This window comes from Cupriavidus sp. OV096, from assembly GCF_900115455.1.
Classification (GTDB): Bacteria; Pseudomonadota; Gammaproteobacteria; order Burkholderiales; family Burkholderiaceae; genus Cupriavidus.
Genome location: NZ_FOWM01000007.1, coordinates 54,217 through 74,560 on the forward strand (window position 1 = coordinate 54,217; position 20,344 = coordinate 74,560).

At 66.9% G+C, this 20,344-nt stretch carries 21 protein-coding genes; 7 read left to right on the top strand and 14 right to left on the bottom strand.

The window, feature by feature from the left end; translation table 11 throughout:
* The first annotated feature begins 91 nt into the window (after window positions 1-91).
* Both BM115_RS17015 and BM115_RS17020 read left to right on the top strand, forming a co-directional pair.
* Window positions 92-799: a LuxR C-terminal-related transcriptional regulator gene (locus BM115_RS17015; protein WP_255370871.1), complete on the top strand. Its 708-nt coding sequence runs from the start codon at window positions 92-94 to the stop codon at window positions 797-799.
* The gene (locus tag BM115_RS17020) at window positions 792-2,720 is read left to right on the top strand and encodes a sensor histidine kinase (protein ID WP_143093913.1); all 1,929 of its coding nucleotides are present in this window, start codon (window positions 792-794) and stop codon (window positions 2,718-2,720) included. The genes BM115_RS17015 and BM115_RS17020 overlap by 8 nt, the downstream gene beginning before the upstream one ends.
* 15 nt (window positions 2,721-2,735) lie before the next feature.
* Here the strand turns inward: BM115_RS17020 and BM115_RS17025 are convergent, their stop codons facing one another.
* From BM115_RS17025 to BM115_RS17035, 3 genes are all read right to left on the bottom strand, one after another.
* Window positions 2,736-3,386, bottom strand: a complete 651-nt coding sequence (locus BM115_RS17025; RefSeq protein ID WP_092296364.1) for a DsbA family protein — start codon at window positions 3,384-3,386, stop codon at window positions 2,736-2,738.
* Window positions 3,387-3,428: 42 nt separating this feature from the next.
* Complete coding sequence (locus tag BM115_RS17030; protein ID WP_218158040.1) at window positions 3,429-3,926, bottom strand: cupin domain-containing protein; 498 nt, start codon at window positions 3,924-3,926, stop codon at window positions 3,429-3,431.
* A gap of 383 nt (window positions 3,927-4,309) precedes the next feature.
* Window positions 4,310-5,212 carry a LysR family transcriptional regulator gene (locus tag BM115_RS17035; protein WP_092296367.1) on the bottom strand — a complete coding sequence of 301 codons (903 nt, stop codon included), beginning with the start codon at window positions 5,210-5,212 and terminating at the stop codon, window positions 4,310-4,312.
* 124 nt (window positions 5,213-5,336) lie between these two features.
* On the opposite strand from BM115_RS17035, the gene BM115_RS17040 reads away from it, so the two are divergent.
* Together BM115_RS17040 and BM115_RS17045 are read left to right on the top strand one after the other, a co-directional pair.
* The gene (locus BM115_RS17040) at window positions 5,337-6,029 is read left to right on the top strand and encodes a type 1 glutamine amidotransferase domain-containing protein (RefSeq protein ID WP_092296370.1); all 693 of its coding nucleotides are present in this window, start codon (window positions 5,337-5,339) and stop codon (window positions 6,027-6,029) included.
* A 193-nt stretch (window positions 6,030-6,222) separates the two neighbouring features.
* Window positions 6,223-6,759 (top strand): EF-hand domain-containing protein, encoded by a 537-nt coding sequence (locus BM115_RS17045; RefSeq protein WP_143093914.1) that lies wholly within the window; start codon window positions 6,223-6,225, stop codon window positions 6,757-6,759.
* Here BM115_RS17045 and BM115_RS17050 read toward each other — a convergent pair.
* The 6 genes from BM115_RS17050 to BM115_RS17075 form a co-directional block, all read right to left on the bottom strand.
* Entirely contained in the window at window positions 6,669-7,796 is a 1,128-nt protein-coding gene (locus BM115_RS17050) for an NAD(P)/FAD-dependent oxidoreductase (RefSeq protein WP_092296374.1), read from the bottom strand. The two genes, BM115_RS17045 and BM115_RS17050, sit on opposite strands and share 91 nt — an antisense overlap.
* A 22-nt stretch (window positions 7,797-7,818) precedes the next feature.
* Window positions 7,819-11,505: an autotransporter outer membrane beta-barrel domain-containing protein gene (locus tag BM115_RS17055; RefSeq protein ID WP_255370872.1), complete on the bottom strand. Its 3,687-nt coding sequence runs from the start codon at window positions 11,503-11,505 to the stop codon at window positions 7,819-7,821.
* 173 nt (window positions 11,506-11,678) lie between these two features.
* Window positions 11,679-12,326, bottom strand: a complete 648-nt coding sequence (locus tag BM115_RS17060) for a LysE family translocator (RefSeq protein WP_092296380.1) — start codon at window positions 12,324-12,326, stop codon at window positions 11,679-11,681.
* 102 nt (window positions 12,327-12,428) lie between these two features.
* Window positions 12,429-12,731, bottom strand: coding sequence for a helix-turn-helix transcriptional regulator (locus BM115_RS17065; RefSeq protein WP_369823479.1), 303 nt, complete (start codon window positions 12,729-12,731; stop codon window positions 12,429-12,431).
* Window positions 12,732-12,910: 179 nt separating this feature from the next.
* Window positions 12,911-13,201: a hypothetical protein gene (locus BM115_RS17070; RefSeq protein ID WP_092296383.1), complete on the bottom strand. Its 291-nt coding sequence runs from the start codon at window positions 13,199-13,201 to the stop codon at window positions 12,911-12,913.
* 113 nt (window positions 13,202-13,314) lie between these two features.
* Window positions 13,315-14,304 carry an SLAC1 anion channel family protein gene (locus tag BM115_RS17075; protein WP_092296386.1) on the bottom strand — a complete coding sequence of 330 codons (990 nt, stop codon included), beginning with the start codon at window positions 14,302-14,304 and terminating at the stop codon, window positions 13,315-13,317.
* Window positions 14,305-14,403: 99 nt separating this feature from the next.
* Between BM115_RS17075 and BM115_RS17080 the strand changes: the two genes are divergently transcribed.
* A complete protein-coding gene (locus BM115_RS17080; RefSeq protein WP_255370873.1) occupies window positions 14,404-15,339 on the top strand; it encodes a LysR family transcriptional regulator in 936 nt (311 codons plus the stop codon).
* Here BM115_RS17080 and BM115_RS17085 read toward each other — a convergent pair.
* Window positions 15,308-15,733, bottom strand: coding sequence for a MerR family transcriptional regulator (locus tag BM115_RS17085; protein ID WP_092296389.1), 426 nt, complete (start codon window positions 15,731-15,733; stop codon window positions 15,308-15,310). The genes BM115_RS17080 and BM115_RS17085 overlap by 32 nt on opposite strands.
* An 87-nt stretch (window positions 15,734-15,820) precedes the next feature.
* Here BM115_RS17085 and BM115_RS17090 point away from each other — a divergent pair, with 87 nt between their 5' ends.
* A complete protein-coding gene (locus BM115_RS17090; RefSeq protein WP_092296392.1) occupies window positions 15,821-16,039 on the top strand; it encodes a DUF2188 domain-containing protein in 219 nt (72 codons plus the stop codon).
* A gap of 65 nt (window positions 16,040-16,104) precedes the next feature.
* Here the strand turns inward: BM115_RS17090 and BM115_RS17095 are convergent, their stop codons facing one another.
* The 4 genes from BM115_RS17095 to BM115_RS17110 all read right to left on the bottom strand — a co-directional run bounded on the left by BM115_RS17095 (window position 16,105) and on the right by BM115_RS17110 (window position 19,189).
* Window positions 16,105-16,299 carry a DUF1059 domain-containing protein gene (locus tag BM115_RS17095; RefSeq protein ID WP_092296395.1) on the bottom strand — a complete coding sequence of 65 codons (195 nt, stop codon included), beginning with the start codon at window positions 16,297-16,299 and terminating at the stop codon, window positions 16,105-16,107.
* A 62-nt stretch (window positions 16,300-16,361) separates the two neighbouring features.
* Window positions 16,362-17,363, bottom strand: a complete 1,002-nt coding sequence (locus BM115_RS17100) for a Bug family tripartite tricarboxylate transporter substrate binding protein (protein WP_092296398.1) — start codon at window positions 17,361-17,363, stop codon at window positions 16,362-16,364.
* A gap of 45 nt (window positions 17,364-17,408) precedes the next feature.
* Window positions 17,409-18,383 carry a tripartite tricarboxylate transporter substrate binding protein gene (locus BM115_RS17105; protein WP_092296401.1) on the bottom strand — a complete coding sequence of 325 codons (975 nt, stop codon included), beginning with the start codon at window positions 18,381-18,383 and terminating at the stop codon, window positions 17,409-17,411.
* A 35-nt stretch (window positions 18,384-18,418) separates the two neighbouring features.
* Window positions 18,419-19,189: a GntR family transcriptional regulator gene (locus BM115_RS17110; protein WP_092296404.1), complete on the bottom strand. Its 771-nt coding sequence runs from the start codon at window positions 19,187-19,189 to the stop codon at window positions 18,419-18,421.
* A 101-nt stretch (window positions 19,190-19,290) separates the two neighbouring features.
* Between BM115_RS17110 and BM115_RS17115 the strand changes: the two genes are divergently transcribed.
* Entirely contained in the window at window positions 19,291-20,127 is an 837-nt protein-coding gene (locus tag BM115_RS17115; RefSeq protein WP_092296407.1) for an amidohydrolase family protein, read from the top strand.
* Window positions 20,128-20,344 lie beyond the last annotated feature (217 nt).

Genomic DNA, 20,344 nt, shown 5'->3' on the forward strand with positions numbered 1-20,344 from the left:
AGCCGTCATGCCCCACGATCGTGGGGGGATAGCGGCTGCACGGGCCGTTGCATGTCGTGCGTCGACCCGTTCGTCTCGCATTCGACCTCCCGTGTCCACTGACCGCTCCTCTCCCCTTTCCCCGCCCATTCGCGTCGCCCTGATCGAGGACGATCCCGGTTTCAGTGCGGCATTCCTCGAGGCGCTGTCCAGCGCGCCCGACATGCGCACCGCTGGCGTCGTCACGACGTTGTGCGATGGGCTGGCGCTGCTGCAATCGGCCCCTGCCGCAGACATCCTCGTTGTCGATCTGGGGCTGCCCGACGGGTCCGGCATCGATGCCATCCGCGCGGCACGCGTGGCATGGCCGCGCTGCGATGTGATGGTGGCCACGGTCTTCGGCGACGAAAGCCACGTCATGCAGTCGATTGCCGCGGGCGCCACCGGCTACCTGCTCAAGGACAGCACGGCGGCCCATATCGTGCGGGAACTGCGGTCACTGCATCAGGGCGGCAGCCCGATCAGTCCGCTGATCGCCCGCCAGGTGCTGTCCCGCCTGCAGGCGCCGCCAGTCGATGCGCCGGTGCGAGCCCCCCAGGCAGCGGCCGGCCCGAAGCCTTCCGCCCTATCCCCGCGCGAATATGAGGTCCTGAACGACATCACGCGGGGCTTCTCGCACGACGAAATTGCGCAACGGATCGGCGTATCGAGACATACGCTGCTGACCTATGTCCGACGCATCTACGTCAAACTGGACGTCCATTCGAAGGTCGAGGCCATCAACGTGGCCCGGCAACATGGCCTGCTGCGCGATGACTGACGGCGCGGGCACGCCGACATGGCGGCGGTGGCTCCCCTTCGTCCTGGCCCTGCTGCTGGCGGGTTCGCTCCAGGGCGCGCTGGCGGAGGCCCTGCCCTGGCACATCACCTCGGCGCAGCTACGGATCACGCCCGGCGGCACGCTCGACCGGCTTCCGCCGCAGCTCGCGCTGCCCGCCGCCGGCGAAGCATGGCGGGACACGCCGCTGCCGATGGCCGTGCCGCGTCACGTGACACCCGATGAGGTGGGGTCAGGCCAGATCGAAACGGTCTGGGTGAGACTGGCGCTTCCGGCGGCCACGGCCGCTGCCGGCGAACCCCTCTACCTCTACGCGCCGCGCTGGCAGACCGTGGGACGCCTCACCGTGTACGCGGACGGCGAGCAACTCTGGCAGTCTCGCGGCGGGCCGGTATGGAACGGCTACAACTATCCCTTGTGGATCGCGCTCGGGCAGGCGCCGCGCGACATCGTCATCCGTATCGATGTGGTGGGTCAGGTCGGCGCCGCCCTGTCGTCGGTACGGATTGGCACGCGCGACGACCTGTTCTGGCGCTACGCAGCACGAAGCTTCCTCCAGACGCAGTTTCCCTACCTGTCCAGCGGTGGCCTGCTCGCGGTCGGCATCTTCTCGCTGCTGGTCTGGCTCCGGCGCCGCGACGAAACGCGCTACCTGCTGTGCTTCCTGGCCGCAGGGGCCTACTTCCTGCACACGCTCCAGTACCTGGTTGGCCAGGACCCATTGCCGATTCCGGAGGTCTGGTTCAGTTGGCTGGCCTTCAACAGTATCGCGTGGCTGATCCTGGCCTGCTACCTGTTCATCTTCCGATATCTGGGCCTGCGCTACCGGCGCCTGGAAGCCGCGCTGTACTGCTCGGTCGTGTTCCTGGCCACCAGCACGCTGCCACTGTCGTGGCTCACGCATGTGGTGTTCCTCTACCCGCTGTCCCAGTTGCTGCTGGTGGCGCTGAACCTCGTGGTGTCGATTGCGGCCTTGCGGGCTGCCTGGCTAGCCAGGTCGCGCGAGGCGCTGACGTTCTCGGCCTGGAATGCGATGAGCACGCCGATCGCCGTGCATGACCTGCTGCTGCAGAACTACCGCATCGATATCGAGGGTATCTACCTGCTGTCCTACCTGGGATGCGTGCAGCTGCTGCTGTTCATGGTGCTGATGTATCGCCGCTATACCAGCGCGCTGGATGAGGTGGCGCAGGCCAACGCCAACCTCTCGCTGCGTCTGGCGCAGCGGGAGGCGGAACTGCTGGAAAGCCATCGGCAGCTGCGCGATGTGGAGCGCCGCGAGACGCTGACGCGTGAGCGACAGCGGCTGCTGCAGGACATGCATGACGGTCGTGGATCATCGTTGATCAGCGCCTTGCGCATGGTCGAGAAGGACCCATCCGGCACGGCGCGCGCCGACGATATCGCCCAGGTGCTGCGCGAATGCATCGACGACCTCAAGCTGACAATTGACTCGCTGGAACCGGTATCGACGGACCTGTTGCTTCTGCTGGCCACGTTGCGCTACCGGCTGGGGTCGAGGCTCGAAGCCGCGGGCATCTCGCTTACGTGGGACGTCGACGACATCCCGCCGCTGCAGTGGCTCGGCGCCCAGAGCGCCCTCCACATCCTGCGCATCCTGCAGGAAGTGTTCACGAACGTGCTCAAGCACAGCCACGCGACCGCGATCCGCGTGCAGACCAGCCACGACGACCACGTGGTGATGGTGCGTGTGCACGACAACGGCACGCCGTTCGACCCCACCGGCGTGCCACTGGCACACGGCGGCAGAGGCCTCGCCAACGTGCAGCGCCGCGCGTCGGCCCTCGATGCAGCGGTATCCTGGGAGCCGGACGCAACAGGCACGTGGTTCACGTTGAGCCTGCCAATTGCGCCGGTGACCGCTTCGCTGGATGTGGGCTAGCGGCTTCCTCCTTCGTCAAGCGGCCGCACTGGCGGCATCGATCACACGCGTCAGTTGTTGCGCGATATCGCCGGCTCGTGCGTAGCCGTCCGAGACGCGGTACAGACGACCGCCATGATGCAAGCGCAGCGCCGGGAAACTTGAAATGCCCCAGCTGCGTGCGGTATGGAAGTCTTCGATGGTGGCCGCGATGGCGGCGTCGCTGGACCACTGATCCAGGAACGTCTTCGCGGAGACGTCATGGCCTTGCCGATTCAGCGCTTGCGTGGCGACTTCCGCTAGCACTTTGCCGTCGGTGGTGTCGCGGGCATCGACATAGAACGCTTTCTGCAAGGCACGGAATAGCGTCAGGAGGTCGCCCTGCGGGACCAGCAGGCGAGCCGTGACGACGGCGCGGCGGATGGGTTCCGTGTCGTAGACGAAGTTCTCCCGAGCCATCAGCCCCTCGCGATTGAACGGCAGGCCGCTTGCGTTCTCCACCAGGCCCCAATGATGCAGGCGGAATCGCTTGCCGGCGTCGTCGAGGATATCGGTGGCCCCCGCTCGGATGCCACCCACTACGATCCGCAGCGGCAGATCGGGCAAGATTTTGCGGACTTCCGTCAATTCCTTGCCGAATCCATAGCACCACGAGCACATGGGGTCGGCAACATAGAGCAGTTCCATATCATTCCTTCAATCTTTTTTAGCTCGCCGCAAGGCTGCGACTCAGTGGATGTGTGCCTTCTGGCGCGGATCGTCTTCGACGTTCACGTAGTCGATCCCAAGCGGGCCATTCCCGCTTACCTGGGTGACATAGTCCCCCGACCGGGCCCAGTGGAAATGCGGCGTGCCACCCGGCAACACGATGACGCTGCCCGGGGGATATGCGACCAGCTTCTGCGGCTCGAACTCCTCGCCGATACCGATATAGAACACCCCTGAGATCACGGTGTAAACCCGATCCTCTCGATGCACGTGCGGCATCAACTTCACGCCTGCGGGCACGTTGACGCGCACCACGTAAGGCCCCGCGGCCGACGGATCTCCAACCAGCACCGACAGGCGCGCACGTTTTGGAAAGGCTGGGAAGGACGACCACTGAATGTCCTCCTGCAGGATGGCCCCGTTGGACGTGGGCGACAGGCCGGCCGCCCATCCAGTCCCGGCCGCGAGGGTTGTGGCCAGTGCCAACCCTACGCCGATGCGTTTCGCAAAGAATGTCATGTGTCTATCTCCTGACGTGCCTGAAGCATCGGCGTGCTGCCTTGCCTCCAGCGATGGAGAGCACTATAGAAGCGCGGATTGGCCCGATGAAGCCATCCAGGAGAACTTGAATTGATACATGGTGGAACAAGTCCGCGCCCCAAAGTCCCCGACTCACGTGTCCGCGCTATCGCAACGACATGAAGCTCTTGCGGACGTCTTCCGTGAACGCTTGCGGTTGTTCCCAGGCCGCGAAGTGGCCGCCCTTGGACAGGCGGTTGAAGTGATCAGCTTCGGGTAGGCATTCTCCGCCCAGCACTATTCCGCGCCACGAAGCGTGCGCGACAGGAACAACACAGCCGCCCCGGGCCTGAGGCGGTTCGCCGGAGGCTATCCGAAATCGATCACCAGTTGTCCTCGCTCGCGGTGGCCAGCAGGAAGTCCCGCAGGAGCTTGGCGCTAGGGCCGATCTGCTTCGAATGGACCAGGAAGATCTCCAGCGGCGCGGTCTCGGCGTCTGGCAGCACGCGCACCAGATCGCCGGAGGCCAGGAGCGACGCGGCGTCGTAGGCCGGCAGCCTGGCGATGCCGTCACCCGCGAGCACGAACGCGAGCCGCGAGGCGGCGCTGTCCGTCACGACATCGCCCTGCACCGGGACCTCGATGTCCTTGCCGCCAGCGCGTACGACCGTGGTGCGCTGGCTCGGCGGATAGACGACCCAGCGATGACCGTCCAGTTCCTCGACCGAACCGGGCGCACCGTGCTGACGTAGGTAGGCCGGGGATGCGCACAGCATGGTGGCTTCCCGAAGCAAGCGGCGAGCAAGCAGTGACGAATCCGCCAGCGGCCCCGCCCGCACGGCCAGTTCCACACCGTGGTGGACGATATCCACGTTGGCATCCGACATCGCGGCATGAAGGCGAACCGCCGGATAGCGCCGCCGGAACGCGACCAGCGCCGGCAGGATCCGCTTGGTGCCGAAGTGGTGCGAGCAGGTCAGCCACACCTCGCCGCGTGGCTCGGCGCGCATCAACTCCATGCTACGGATGCCGTCCACGGCCTCATCGAGTAGCCGCTCGCAATGCACGCGGAACGCCTGCCCCGCCGGGGTGAGGCTGAAGCTGCGTGTGCTGCGCTGGGCCAGGGGCACACCAAGTTTCGTTTCGAGGGCGCGGATGTGGTGGCTCACCACGGCGCGGGTGAGCCCAAGCGAGCGCGCCGCGGCGGCGAAGCTGCCACAGCGCACGACGGTGGCGAAGATCGCCATCGCGCGGAGTTCGTCGAGGATCGTATTGGTCGGGTCCATGGCCGATTGTCTTATTCCATGAGCCAATGTGTCAATGCGATGCTATCTACTCCCAGGCTGCCTGTCTGGCTACAGTTCATTCAACCGCGCTGTGCGGCGAAATGCAGACCAGAAGGAGTTCATCATGACCGTCAAGCATGTCCTGTTCATTTTGACAAATGCGGCCGAGATCGGGCCGAACAAGCGCGCCACCGGCTACTTCTACCCGGAGGTGGCCCACCCCTTCGAAGTGCTCGACGCCGCCGGCATTGCCGTGGAGTACGCGTCGCCCCTCGGTGGCAACCCACCGTTCGACGGCTACGACGAGACCGATCCCGCGCAGCTCGCGTTCAGCAAGAGCCAGGCGATCCGGCGCATGGCGCATAGCCGCAAGCTCTCGGAAGTCGATGTCCTGGACTACGACGCGATCTTCTTCCCCGGCGGCCTTGGCCCCATGGTGGATATCGCAAACGACCCCGACGTCAAGCGCGCGGTGCTGCGCGCCTGGAACGGCGGCAAGATCGTCGCCGCCGTTTGCCACGGGCCGGCCGCGCTGCTCGGCGTCACGCTGGAGGACGGCACGCCGCTGGTCCAGGGTCGCCGCCTGACCTCCTTCTCGAACGCTGAGGAAGAGGGCTACGCCAAGGCGGACGTCCCGTTCCTGCTGGAGGATGCGCTGCGCGCGGCAGGCGCCGAGTTCGCTTCCGCCGATCCGTGGCAGTCCAAGCTCGTGGTCGATGGTCGCCTGATCACTGGCCAGAATCCGGCATCGGGCAGCGCCGTCGGCGAGGCCATCGTCGCCGCGCTCCGCGGGCAAGTCGAGTTGGCGCGCGCATGACGCGCTGATCAAGGGAAACTGCCATGTTTCCCTTGATAACTGACAACGTGGCGGCCTACTTTTGAAAGATGCCTCGGCAGATTCAAAGTGACTTAGTAAACACCCCTTTTTCCGCGCATTGCGACCTATCGCACTGCCTAGAATCGTCAGCGCCGGAATTCCCCGGCATCACTTTTCTCCTAAGGAAATATTGATGAGCCAACTCAGACTCGGTGGACTCGATGCGATTCGCAGTGCACAGGCATCGTCGTCACTCAGGCGCACGCAGGCCGCAGAAACGGCCAGTGCGAATGCGGGTGCCGTGGATCGTTTCAAGGCACGGGGCATGGCCCTGAAGTTGGTGGACATGGTCGACGCGTTCAAGACAGAGCAGCTCAAGGCCACCGACCTCAACAGCGATAACGTGGTATCCCTCAGCGAACTGGGCAAGCAGTTGGCCGGCAAGAGTGAGGCGGAACTGGCGAGCATCCATGAGGCCATGGACATCGACAAGGACGGTCAGGTATCTGGCGCGGAATTCAAGGACAGCATTCCCCTCGATGAATTCTTCAACAGCGTGGCAACGGCCAGTAACCAAGACGCGTTAATGGCTCGTTTCAGCGCGCAAGGGGCGGCATTGCAAGTACGTGCCGGCATATTTCAAGCCGCAAGCACCCCGTGGTTTTCACCGAGCAGCGCCATGGATCCCAATCTGCCCAATTCGTCCGAACACTTCGCGCTTTTGCCGTAGCAGCCGAATGCAACGGTAACGCGATCCGAAAGCGGCCCGATGCGCGGCAGGCCCGTTGTGCCGAAGGTGGTCATGCAGGGCACGACGCGCCGTTCTTCGATTTGCAGGCCGGGGATACGCTCGAGGAGCTGCGCTTCGAGCCCTTCCGCCACGGGAATCGAGCCGCCGGACCGAAACCAGTCCTGGATATTCCCCTCGCTTTCGAGGGGGATATCCACCGGATCGCCGCCGAGCTTCAGCCAGGTCTGGCCGTCCGGATAGAGGATGGGCGGCAGGATATAGGGATCGGCACCCTTGGGTCCGAAACAACGCATCGATGGCATGCCGGCCAGGCGTTGCACCTCCGCCGCATCGAGCCGAAACATCGCGGCAGTCCGTGCGTACACCACGAAACCCAGGGATTGGCCCAGCAGCGATTGGGTATGTCCGCCGGCCGCAACGAGAACGCGCTCCACCTCCACATCGCCCGATCGCGTCCGGATCGTCACGCCAGTGGCGCTTTCCGAGATGCCGAGCGCGGGTTCGGCGAGAATCCGGGCCCCGGCGCGCTCCGCCGCAATCGTCTGCGCACGGACCAGGCGGCGCGGGCTGATATAACCGGCATGCTGCGGCTCGAAATAGCCCCGGGTTCCAGCCGGAAATCCCAGGTACGGGAATCGCTGAGCGAGCCCCGCATCGTCATAAGCCTCTACAAAAATGCCGGCGTCCGCCGCAATGCCGCCGATGGAGGACACGTCCGGGCTCTGACCAGGGCCCACGTGAAGCACGCCGACTTCCCGGTAGAACTCGACCCCGCTTTCCGCAAAAATCTCGCCGTAGCGCGCAATCGATGCGCGGTTCATGTCCCGCCAGAATGGCGTCGAATCGAACTGCCGCGTGATACGGCCTTCATCGTAGTGGCTACCAAAGACCCCGGCATGGCCAGCGTAGTCGGCCGGCTCATCGGGCCCGATCAGCGCCACCTCATGGCCCATCTTCGACAAATGGCGCGCCGCCGCCGCGCCGATCATTCCACGTCCGATTACCGCGAGTTTCATGCTCTATTTGCCCTGACGACAGCTACCACGTGTACTTCACCCCGGCGCGCACCACATACTGATAGAAGCTCTGCGCGCCCCACGCGCCGGACACATTGGTCCAGCCAGTCCAGCGCTTGCGCAAATCCACATTGACGCCGATTTTCACTTCGTACCGATTATCCGGGTACATGCTGCCCACGGGAAGCTGATTGAACGAGACGTTGCTGCCGACGCTGGTATGCCACCAGTTGAGGGTCAGGTACGGTTGCCATTTGCGCGCGTCATCGCGGACGTAGGTGCGATGCAGCCGCGCCCCGAGCCGCGTGATCCAGCCGTGCGAGTCCGCCCCGCTCACGCGCGTGCCATTCGGCTCCGTGATGTCGTCCTCGCTGTAGCCGACGTAGATCAGCTGCCCTTGCGGCTCGATCACCCAATCGTTGCGCAGCGGCATGGCATACCCGCCCTCCGCCGATACGGCGAAACCCTGCGCATGGTAGCGGACCACCGGCAGCAGGTCGCCTTCCACGCGATTGGTGAACCAGCCGTACTGGAACCAGGTGTCGACGTAGGCGCCGAGCTTGTGCTCATCGTTCTGGTACCAGGTGCCGTAGGCGCCCACGCTCCAGCCTTCCACCTTGCCCTTGGCGCGGAAGGCGTTGCCTTGCGCTTGCGCGTCCGTCCAGGCGTTGCCGTAGCTGCCCATCAGGCCAAGGTGGGCGCGGGCGGCTTCGCCGAAGACCTTCCACTTGGCCATTTCGGCGCCCCCTTGCAACAGAAAGGCGTCCGTGCTGGTCTTGAACACACCATTGCTGCTGCGGCTGCCCTCCCACTTGCCCACCGCGCGCAGCCAGCCCGACCGCGGCTTGTCGTTCTCGTGGTCGAAATCCTGCCCTTCCACGTACTGGGGCTCGCCCAGCCGGTCATGGAGGCTATGGACGAACATCTGGCCAGCCAGGCGCTGATTGGCGAGGTAGGCCGCCACCTCGGGCCGATAGAGCGCCCCGCCCGGCGTCGGAGTTGGGGTTGGATTCGGGTCCTGCTCGGACCGCAGATACCAGACGTTACCCGCGCTGCCATCCGGCGCGCCCTGGAACAGCCGGTATTCGTAGGCGCCCGCCACGGCGCGGCCGTCCAGCGCGAAGGCACCGGGAGCGCTGTCGGTGGCCACGGGGCTCAGGATTTCCACGAGCGGTATCCCGTTGGCGACCGTGAGCGCGCCCTGCCCCCCGACATTGTTCACACGGAGCCGCGTGGCACCGCCGGCCCCGGTCGCCGTGGCATCCGCCACGAGCATGTCGGCACGGGAGGCGGGCCCTCCCTCATTGAGCACGGCATTGAGCTTCAGCGTCCCGCCATTGGAGACATAGAGGCCCCCGCCGTACTGCCCTGCCGTCTGGCCGCCCCCGATCACCAGGACGTTGCCGACCGCCGCACCGCCTCCGGTCAGATCAATGGTGCCGCTGTTGGTGAAGGTCCGCACGCCGAGGATTTGTCCCTGCACCGCGCCGCCAGCCACCGGCGTGTTGGCGGTCTGACCCAGCGGCAGGTAGGCGCCGGCGGGGTTGAAGGTGACGATGGCGTCCGCCGGTTGCCGCGTGCCGCCCGCCCCGCTCACCGGCTGCGCGGCCAGCGCCAGCGTGCCGGTGTTGTCGACCGTGTTGTTCAAGCCCGTGCCGAGGTTGGCGATGGCGACGTTCCAGCTATCCCGCGAACCGCTTCCCGTGCTATCCGCGAAGCTGCGCAGGTTCCACGTGCCGCTGTTGCCGAGCGCCACGTCCGACGTCGCCGCCGAGACCACGCCCGTCATGGTGCCAGCGTTGTCGAGCCGGAACGATCCCGCCGAGCCGTTGCTGTCGGCGCGCACGGCCTGATCGCTCAGGGCCTCGATGGAGGACGCATTCCGCACGGCCTGTGTCAGCCCGGCCGTGGCGATGCCCGCGCTCGTGCCCCATCCCGCCCGAACCGGCTGGAGGTTCTGCACATCGACCGCGCCGCCCACCGAGGTGATCTCCAGGCCCGACGCATTGTTCCCGACGGTCGAGATCGCCCCTTCATTGACGACGGACATCGCCGCCGCGCCGCTGCCCCGCGCCAGGATGCCCTGCGCGTCGATCGCGCCGAGCGTCTGGATCGCGCCGCGATTGATGATGGTCTGCGCGCCCGCTCCCGAGAGCGTGGCGATCCCACGCTGGGCGTTGCCGCGCGCCGTCAGCGTGCCGGCATTCTGCACGGTGACTTTCCCCAGCCCCGTACCGCCGTTGTAGCCGCTGCCCGCCACGATGGCCGCGCCGCTGCCATTCACGTCGATGCTGCCGCTCACGAAATTGATGTCGACGTCGCCGCCCAGACTGGTGCCTTGCAGACCGAACGAGCCGCCGCCGGATCCTTCTCCACCGCCATTGTCCGAGTGCGTGATGATCGTGCCCTGCGCCGTGATGCCGACCGTGTTGGTCGCCGCACCCGTGGTGGCGTAGATCCCGTTGGCATTGCCGTTGAAGGTTTCGAGGCGGGCACCGGTGTAGGTCACCTGCGTATTGCCGCTGACGGAATGCGCGCGAATGGCAGCCGAGCCATCGCCGTAGGTGGTGATGTTGCCCGAATAATCGACGGTGACGGCGCCAGCTTCCGCGCCCACGGTAATGCCGAAGGCGCGCACTGTCGCCGGGTTGCCGTACACCGTGATGTCACCAGTGCCCGTGACGGTGGCCGTCCCGCCAGCCCGGGCGATCATATAGATGCCGCGTGAGCCCTCGGCATTCCCCGTGGCGCCAACCGTGATCGGCGCCCGGTTGTCGACCGACAGCGAGCCGGACGTGTTCAGTCCCGACGTGACATAGATGCCATGGCCCGCCTGCCCCGTGGCCAAAATGGCGCCCTCGTTGACCACCGCGACGTCGCCGCCCTGCGTGCTGGATCGGATGCCGAAGCCGTTCAGCCCGTCGGTGGTGATGGCGCCGCCGTTGCGGATGCGGGTGGTGCCGGTGCCGGCATCGGTCATGATGCCGAACGCATTGGTCGCGGTGGCGCGGACCGTGGCGTTGCTGTCGATGGTGATGGTGCCGCTGCCGGGGCTGTAGGCGCGTATGCCGGCATGATTGGCGGGGCCAGCCTCGAGACCCGGGTCCGACGGATCCTCGATTGCCGTGGTGTTGTCGATAAGGAAGGTCACGCCGCTGCCGACCGTGGCCGAGACCGCGCCCGCGCTGGTCGCCGTGGTCTTCAGGTTCATGCCATGGCCACCGACCGTCGAAATGGTCCCGCTGCCCTGATGCACGATAGTGGCGCTGCCGCCGCCGTTGGCAGTAATGTCGAGCCCATCGTGCTCGTTGCCGGTGACCCGGTTCGTCACGTTGAGCGTCGTGCCGGACGTTACCGTAATCGTCGAGCTACCCGGGCTCAGGTTGATCACGCCAATCCCGTCCAGGCCAGCGCCCTGCATGGTGATCGACGTGGTGCCGCCATCGATGTTTGCGGCGGCATTGCCGGCCGTTACCGTGCCGGTGACCTGGGCCGTCACCCCGTTTGCGGCGGCGGCCGGCTGGTTGGTAATGGTCGTGCCCGCCACGGTCGCCGTGGCGTTGGCTGCGGACGTGGTCGCCCGGATACTGGCCCCGGTCGTCGTATTGAACGTGGTGCCCGTCAAGGTGCCGATATTGGATGGCGTGCCCGCAGCCGGTTGGCAGAACACGCCCACCGAGAACGTTCCGCTGATACTCGTACTGCACATGGACGTCTGCGCTTGCAGGGCCGAGGGGAACAATGCTGCGGCGCCCAGTGCGATCCGCGTCCTCACACAACGTGCCGGCCGGCCCATAGAGTCTCCCGTGTCACAGTCAGACGTGGTCGAACCAGTATGGAATGTCAAATCTGTCGGGCAAGTGAAACTTTTGGCAAAGCGAGTTAAAGACGTTGAACCGCGCCGACTGCCCGCCGGCCCACCGCCACGAGCACTCCCGCCCCGAACACCATCAGCATGCCGCCCGCCGCGCGCTCCAGCTTGGGCAGCACCCGGGCGAAGCGCCGCAGCACGCGCGGGTGGCCGATGGACACCGCGACCAGCAGGTCCCACGCCAGCACCGCGCCGAACATCCACACGCCATACGCCACTTTCCACGGCACGCTGGCGTGCGGCCCGCTGAGCATGGCGGCCAGGCTGGCGTAGAACAAGGCGTTCTTGGGGTTGAGGATGCCGGACAGGAAGCCGCTAGCCACCGCCTGCGCGAAGCCGGTCGCCGCCCCGCCGCCCGCCTTTGCCTCTCCCAGAGGCGTGGTCCCGGCGAACCGCACGAACTGCCAACCGAGGTAGAGCAGGTACAGGCCGCCGGCCAGTTGCGTCAGGCTGAACAGCGCGCTGTCGGCCCGCATCGCCGAGACCCCCGCAAATGCCCCGGCGATGAACACGCCGTTGGCCAGCGCGATGCCGAGGCACGCCCCGGCGGCGCGTCGCCAGCCGGCGGCCAGCGAGGTACGGGCGATCAGGAAGAAGTCGGGGCCGGGCGATAGCAGCGCCAGAAAGTGGGCCGTGGCGACGATGAGGAATAGGTGCATGACGCAGACTCGCTGAGGAAACCGCCGGAGTCTGCCGCCCCGCGCGGGCCGCGTCTTGAAGGAAATTGCAGGATTGGGAGGATCAGGCCCAATCAGGCCCGATCAGGCCCGATACCGCGCCGGTGTCACGGCCGCGTGCGCCTTGAACACGCGCTGGAAGTGGCTCTGATCCGCAAAACCGAGCCCGTAAGCCACCTCGGCAATCGCTTCGCCGGCACGCAGGCGGTCGCGAGCCAAGTTGACGCGCTGGTTGACCTGCCACGCGTGCGGCGTCATGCCGGTGGCCCGGCGGAAGGCGCGGATCAGCTGGTAGCGGCTCAGGCCGGCCAGCGCCGCCAGTTCCGCGAGCTGGCGGCAGCGCCACCGGCGCGGGGCCGGCCCCCGTGAAAACGCTGGCGCCGCCATCCACGGCGCCAATCGACCAGGTCGGATGGCTGTGCGGCCGATAGGCGGCACGGCTCCGGCACGCCCGGCGGCTCTCGGCGCAGGGCATGGCGGGGTCGCGCCAGAACTCGGTGGTGTCATCGGGGCCAGTCATGGCGGCGATTCTACCTTCGAGGAACCGCCGCGCCTTGCCCTATCCATCACTTCGACTGCACGATCACTGTGCCTTCGGTAATCGTCGGTGCGCCCACGGAGATTCCGGTAGCGTGCTCCGCGATCCAGGTCTTGGCGACCTTGACGCTTTCGTCCGTGCCCGCCTTGTCGGTGCAGGTGGTCACCGAAAAGCCGCCGGCGTCTCCGCGCACCAGCGTGTAGCTGAGCAGGCCCTGAACCTCCCGCATCAACGGCTCGATCTCATCCTTGTGTTGTGCCAGCAGGTCGAATAGCTCGCTGGCGCCGCTTCCTGAATACGTTCTGACGACGGTGTGCATGATGGGTCCTCCAATGCTTGAACCCCGGCCTTTCGCGCAGTGCGCAAAGATAAGCTGCAACGGAACCAGTCTAGGTGCCAGCGGCCTCGGCAGGCCCCGGGCTTGCATCTATATCAACCGCCCAGCAAATCGCCGTTGAACAGGATGTGCAGGGTCAGGACGAACAGCACCACGATGGCGATGCTCAGCAGGGCCAGCAGGACGATGGCAATCGCCGTCACCGGCCAGGCCTGGACGAACATCGCGTACTTCAGTGCGGCGATGGCCAGCGCCGCCAGCGGGAAACTGATGGCCCACCAGCCGGAGGCGAACGGCAGGCCGCGGCGGAACACCTTGGGCGCCAGCGCCAGGAAGATGAACAGGCCGAAGTAGAACAGCAAGGCGGCGAAGGTATCCACGCGCTGCGTCATGTTCGTATAGGCCAGGAAGCCGACCTCGAACGGCGCCATCAGGATCAGCAGCGACGGCACCATGCCGGCCGGCACCGGCTCGTGGTGGATCATGCGCGCCATGATCATCGTGAAGAACAGCAGCGCGATCATCGTCCCCACGGCCATGGCGAACAGGTTCACCTCATGGGCCCACGGCATCGGCATGGTGGCGCCGGCCACGGCGATATCGAGCGTGGCCACGCCGGGGATGAACCAGGCCGGCACGGCGTGCGCCGCGTCGATCTTGCCGCGCAGCAGGCGGCTGGAGATGGCGAAGCAGATGGCGAGCGTCGCCACGGTGCCCACGGTCCACATCCCCTCGGCCAGCGGCTGGCTCAGCGGGGCGACCACCGTGGACAGCAGCAGGATGGCGATGGTGATCGTGCCGAAGAAATTCCCCGCGACTGGATGCCGGTACTCGCTGGCCACCGCCGCCGGGTACTTCGCCGCCTTGACCAGATAGCCCGTGCCCAGCACGACGAACACAGCCAGCGCCAGCCAGCCGGCCACATCGGCAATCCACGGGCTGGCCCCGAACGCCTGGCTGGCCTGCCGCCATGCCAGCGACAGCCCGGCAATCCCCATCACCGACGCGAACAGGTTGACGGGCAGGTGCCTGACGGAGGCGGATTTGCGCAGGGTTTGGGGGTGAGGGTTCGAAAGCGTGGACACGGCAGGACTCCAGATTGAGGGGTTCGCCCGATACTAGGCCCTTCCACCCATAAAGATAATCTGGCACGATCGGGAATCACTCTCCCAAAAATCGAGAATATGGCGGATCGTTTCGAATCCATGTCGATCCTGGTGGCCGTGGTGGAGGCCGGCAGCTTTTCCGCCGCCGCGCGCCAGCTCCGGATGCCGCTTGCCACCGTGAGCCGGAAGGTGGGCGAGCTGGAGGCGCACCTGAACACCCGGCTCCTGCATCGCTCCACCCGGCAGCTCTCGCTGACCGAGACCGGCCACGCCTACGTGGCCGCCTGCCGGCGCATCCTCGAGGAGGTAGGCGAGGCGGAGCGCGCCGCGTCCGGCGAATATGCCGCGCCCAAGGGCGAACTCGTCATCACGGCGCCCATCGTCTTCGGCCGCCTGCACCTGCTGTCCGTGGTGGCGGATTTCCTGAAAACCTATCCGGACATCGACGTCCGCATGGTGCTGACCGACCGCGTGGTGGCCCTGCTGGACGAGCATGTCGATATCGCCCTGCGCATTGCCGACCTGCCGGACAGCAATTTCATTGCGATGCCGATCGGCACCGTCCGGCGGGTGGTGTGCGCCAGCCCGGCCTACTTCGCCGCGCACGGCACGCCCGCTCGCCCCCAGGATCTCGCCGAGCATGCCTGCATCACGTTCGAGCAGATGACCTCCCGGCAGGTCTGGCATTTCACGGCGGGCAAGGTGGCGAAGGGGGCGAAGGCGGGCAAGGCGGAGATTGCGGTGCCGGTGCGTTCGCGGCTGGCCGTGAGCACGGCCGAGGCGGCTGTCGATGCGGCGGTGGCCGGCGTGGGCATTACGCGCGTGGTGTCCTACCAGATGGCGGGCGCCCTGCGCGCGGGCGCGTTGCAGATCGTGCTCGAAGCGTTCGAGCCGCCGCCGTGGCCCATCAGCCTGGTCCACACCGGGCAGGGCCTCCTTCCGCTGAAGCTGCGCGCCTTCCTGGACTTCGCCGCGCCCCGGCTCAGGGCCCGGGTGGCGGCGATTGCCGTCTGACGTTGGACAAGCTATCGATCAAGGGGCAGGACGTCCCGCTGCCATTGGCGTGGCATTGCGCAATGAGGGTCTTCAGTTCGTCGCGCAGGCGTAGCAGATCCTTCAATCGATCTTCCACCAGCCCGAGTTTCTGCTCGGCCAGCACCCGGGCCGTGCCGCACGTGTCGCCATGGCCCTGCCGCAGCAGGACTCGCACTTCGTCCAGCGTGAAGCCGAACGACTGCGCCTGGCGAATGAACTGCAGCCGCTGCAGGCTCGCCTCCGGATACTGGCGGACGGCGCCGAACGCGCGCTCCGGCATCGGCAGCAGCCCGCAGCGGTGGTAGTAACGCACCGTCTCCACGCCAACGCCTGCGGCCTGGGCCAGCTTCCCGATTGTCATGGTGTGATGCATTGCGCTTGACTCCGTACCTTGGTACGGATCTAGCCTAGCGGTAAATCTGACGGAAGAAAATGGCGGGGAATACGGAGAGAGAACGATATGCAATCGCGCATCATTCGCGTTCTGCCCGCCGAGTATGGCTGGGCACTGCAGTTCGGTGGTCTCGATATCAAGCCCCAGCGCTTCACGACCATGGAAGCGGCCATCGCCGCCGGCTGGGACATGGCCCGGCGCGAGCACGCCGAGTTGCACATCCATCGTCACGATGGGGACGTGCACCTGCGCAGGGCATGGTACGACCCGTATCAGGACCGCTAGCCGCGCGCCGGAAGTGCGGGATCAGCCGCTGGCCGGTCCCGCCTCTCGCTTGACAACGCCGGCGCTCAGGCCGGCGGGGCACCCTCCTTGAACAAGGACTTCAGCTGCGTGCGCAGTTCAGGGGAATCCTGATGCTGATGCACCGCCACCGCATGCTGGACCGCAGCCTCGAGCAGTTCGTCTTCATTGTCGGCGCTCAGCGCCACAGTGCAGTTTTTCTCGCTCGGATAGTCGCGGCAATCGATGTACTTGCGTCCCATATCGCCTCCTGACACCGGCCTGGGGCCGGTGCCTTGAAGTATAGGTAGGACGGCGGCAACGCCTAGTCCGGCTTGATGCCCGCGCGCGCCACGATCGGCTTCCAGCGTTGCTGCTCTGCCGCGATAAAGCGGGCGAATTCCTCGGGCGTGCTGCCCACCACCAGGGCGGCGTCCGCGCCCAGCCGCTCCACCGAGGTGGGACTCTTCACCGCCTTGATCGTGGCCTCCGCCAGCTTGGCCACCGCCGGCTGCGGCAGCGAGGCCGGCGCCAGCAGCCCGTACCACTGCGTCATCTCGAAGCCCGGATAGCCCTGCTCCGCCACCGTCGGCACATCGGGGAGCTGCGGAATGCGCTGCGCCGTGCCCGTGGCGATACAGCGCACCTTGCCCGTCTTGATGAACTGGATGATGGCCGGCGCGCCCACCGCCGCCGCATCGAGCCGCCCGGACAGCAGGTCGGTGATCTGCGGGCCGCTGCCGCGATACGGCACGTGGGTGATAAAGGTGCCGGTGGTCGCCTTCAGGTACTCGAAAGCCAGGTGGCCGGCGCTGCCATTGCCCGCCGAGCCGTAGTTCAGCTTGCCCGGCTTGCTCTTGGCCAGGGCCACGAACTCCTTGAGGTTCTTCGCCGGCAGGTCCGGGTGCACCACGTACAGGCTGGGCACCTTCGACAGCAGCGAAATCGGCCGGAAGTCCCTGTTCGGGTCGTACGGCAGCTTGGGGAAGATGTACGGATTGACCGCCAGCGTGCCGATATGGCCGAGGATCAGCGTGTGGTTGTCGTCGGCCCGCGCTACCTCGCCCATGGCGATATTGCCCGCCCCGCCCGGCTTGTTTTCGACGAATACCGATACGCCGAGCAGCTTGGTCAGCTCCGCCGCCGTGGAGCGCGCCACGATCTCGGAACTGCCGCCCGGCGCGAACGGCACCACCAGCCGGATGGGTTTGGACGGCCAGGTTGCCTGCGCGCGCGCCAGCGTGGGCGCCAGGGCGCCGGCGCCCAGCGCAGCCATCAACCCGAGCAGGTGCCGGCGATCGGCGTCAAAGGGGGAATCTGTGGACATGGGGGTCTCCTTCGTTTTTAGTGTGCTACGACGTCAAGCCGGCGCTTATTCCGGCTTGACGTTACCGTCCTTGATGACCTTGGCCCAGAGCCGCGTCTGGGTGTCGATATAACGCGCCGCCTCGGCCGGCGGGGCGCCTACCACCTCGCCGCCCAGCTCGGCCACGCGCTGGCGGATCTCCGGACTGCCCATGACCTTCTGGAGCGCGTCCGACAGCCTGGCCACCACGGCTTCCGGCGTGTTGGCGGGCAGGAAGGCGGCATTCCATTCATAGACCTCGTAGCCCGCCACGCCGGCTTCCTGCATGGTCGGCACGTTGGGCAGCGCCGAGGTGCGCGTATGGCTGGTCACCGCCAGCGGGCGCAGCTTGCCTGCCTTGATGTGCTGGAGGCTGGAAGCCACGTTGGCGAAGAACAGCGGCACCTGTCCGGCGATGACATCGGTCATCGCCGGACCGCCGCCCTTGTATGGCACGTGGAGCAGGTCCACGCTGGCGCGCTGCTCGAACAGCACGCCGGACAGGTGCTGCGCCGAGCCATTGCCCGACGAGGCGAACGCCACCGTGCCCGGCTTCTGCTTCGCCAGCGCCAGCACGTCCTTGACGTTCGTCGCCGGGAAGGCGGGATTGGCCACCAGCACATTGGGATAGCGCGCCAGCACGCCCACCGCCCGGAACGCCTTGGCGGGGTCGTAGGGCAGGCGCGGATAGAGGCTCGGGTTCACCGCGTAGGACGACGCGTCCACCATCAGCGTGTAGCCATCGGGCGCGGCCTTGGCCACGTACGACGCGCCGATCTGCCCGCCCGCCCCTGGGCGGTTTTCCACGATCACCGTCTGGCCGAGTTCCCGTCCCAGCCCCGGCGCGATCAGCCGCGCCATCAGGTCGGCACCACCGCCGGGCGGATAGGTGACGACGATGGTCAGCGGGCGCGTCGGCCACGGCTGGGCGGCGTCGGCGGCGTGCAGCAAGGTCGGCTGCAAGGCCAGGCCTGCCAGCGTGAGGGGGATCAGGGAACGCATGGGGGTGTCTCCGTCAAATCAATGTTGGGGCGAGGTCAGCGAATCTCGGCCGTGTAGCGGAAGGCATAGGCATCGCCCCGGGTCAGCCGGTATTCGACGCACTGGCCCTGGATATCGAACGCCTGACGCGTGACCAGCGCACAGGGATGGGAGGGCGGCAGCGCGAGCAGCTCGGCTTCCTCGGCATCGAGCAGCCGGAAGGTCACCTCGTCCATCGCCCGGTGCACGGTGATGCCGCAGCGCTGGCTCAGCAGCGGATAGAGCAGCTCGCCCCACTCGGCCATCGGCGTCTCCTGCAGCGCCGCGCAGCGCGGCAACGGCAGCCAGATCGATTCGAGCAGGCGCGGGGTGTCCGCCACCCAGCGCCGGCGCGAGATGGCCAGACCCCGCGCGCCGGCCTCCAGCCCGAAGCGGCTGGCCATGGCCTTGTCCAGCCGCACGCTGCGGCAGGACAGGATCTCCGAGCGCGGCACCGCCGTGGGCGCCGCATCGGCATCGGCCTCCGAGCGGAAGCGGAAGAAGCGCATCATGCTGGCGCCGCTCCCCCCGGTCAGCCCGGTGCACACGAAAGTACCCTTGCCCTGTACCCGCTCCAGCAGCCCCTGCTGCACCAGCACGGCAATCGCCTGCCGGATCGTGCCGAGCGCGATGCCAAACTCGCCCGCCAGCGCACTTTCGGCCGGAATGGCAGTGCCCGGCGACCACTCGCCCGTGACGATCTTCTGCTGCAATAGCGCGGCAATCTGCCCGTAGCGGCTCATGCCTGCCGAGGCGGCGGCCGGTTGGCGCGTGGCATTGTCTGGCATCTGGTGTCCGTGTTAGATTCCACTCCTATAGAGGACTAGAGTACCCGGACCGGGCCAGCCCGCCATATCGGGGCTAACCCGCACAGAGGAGAATCGTGCCGATGACGACAAGCCAGACGCTGGTGGACTGCCACTTCCATGTCTTCGATGCCGGCGTGGCCGTGGCGTCGGCACGCTACCGGCCGCCCTACGCCGCGCCGCTGGCGGACTGGCTGTCCATGGCCGGGTCGATGGGCGACCCGTCGGTGGACCCCTACGGCGTGGTGGTCCAGACCAGCTTCCTCGGCACCGACAACGCGGCGATGCTGGCTGCGCTGCGCCGCATGCCGGGGCGGCTGCGCGGCGTGGCCGTGGTCGATCCGGCCGTGGACGACGCCGAACTCGCCACGCTGGATGCCGCCGGGGTCCGGGGCATCCGCCTGAACCTGTATGGCGATGCCGGCTGGCGGCGCATCGACACCGCGCCGTGGCGCTCGCTGTTCCAGCGCGTGGCAGCGCTGGGCTGGCACGTGGAAGTCCACACGAACAATGGCGACGGCGCGATGGTGCTGGCCGCGCTCGATGCCGCGCTCGACAATGCGCCGGCCCCCATCGTGCTCGATCACTTCGGCCGCCCCGGCCCGCTCGGCGTGGACGACCCGGTCTTCGACACGGCCCGCACCGTGGCCGTGCGACGCCCGCTCTGGATCAAGATCAGCGCGCCCTACCGGCTGGCCAGCCCTGACCAGTGGCCGACACTGGCCGCGCATTGGGCCGAGATAGCCGGGCCGGACCGCCTGCTCTGGGGCAGCGACTGGCCGTGGACCAACCACGAGGCCCCCGCACGTGCCGACGAATGCCGCGCGGTGATGGCCTGGCTCGCACAGCGGCCGGATTTGTCGGAAGGCTTGCGCTGGCGCAATGCCGCCGCGCTCTACGGCTTCGCACTGGCGGGCTGAAGCGCCCACACAGCCGCCCATCTAGCTGACGCGGCGCGTCCGCGGCGGTGCACCGGACCCGCCGGCGGTGCACGGCATGCCCCGCTCCGGGGCCCGGGCTTCCTCCCCTTCCGCCCGCCTTTCCCTCCCCATTTCCCCCAATCCCAGTCCCCAAGCCGGATTCCGGGCGCGCCGGCTATCAGGGTATTCACTGGCATTGCTCTTGCTAGACCAATGC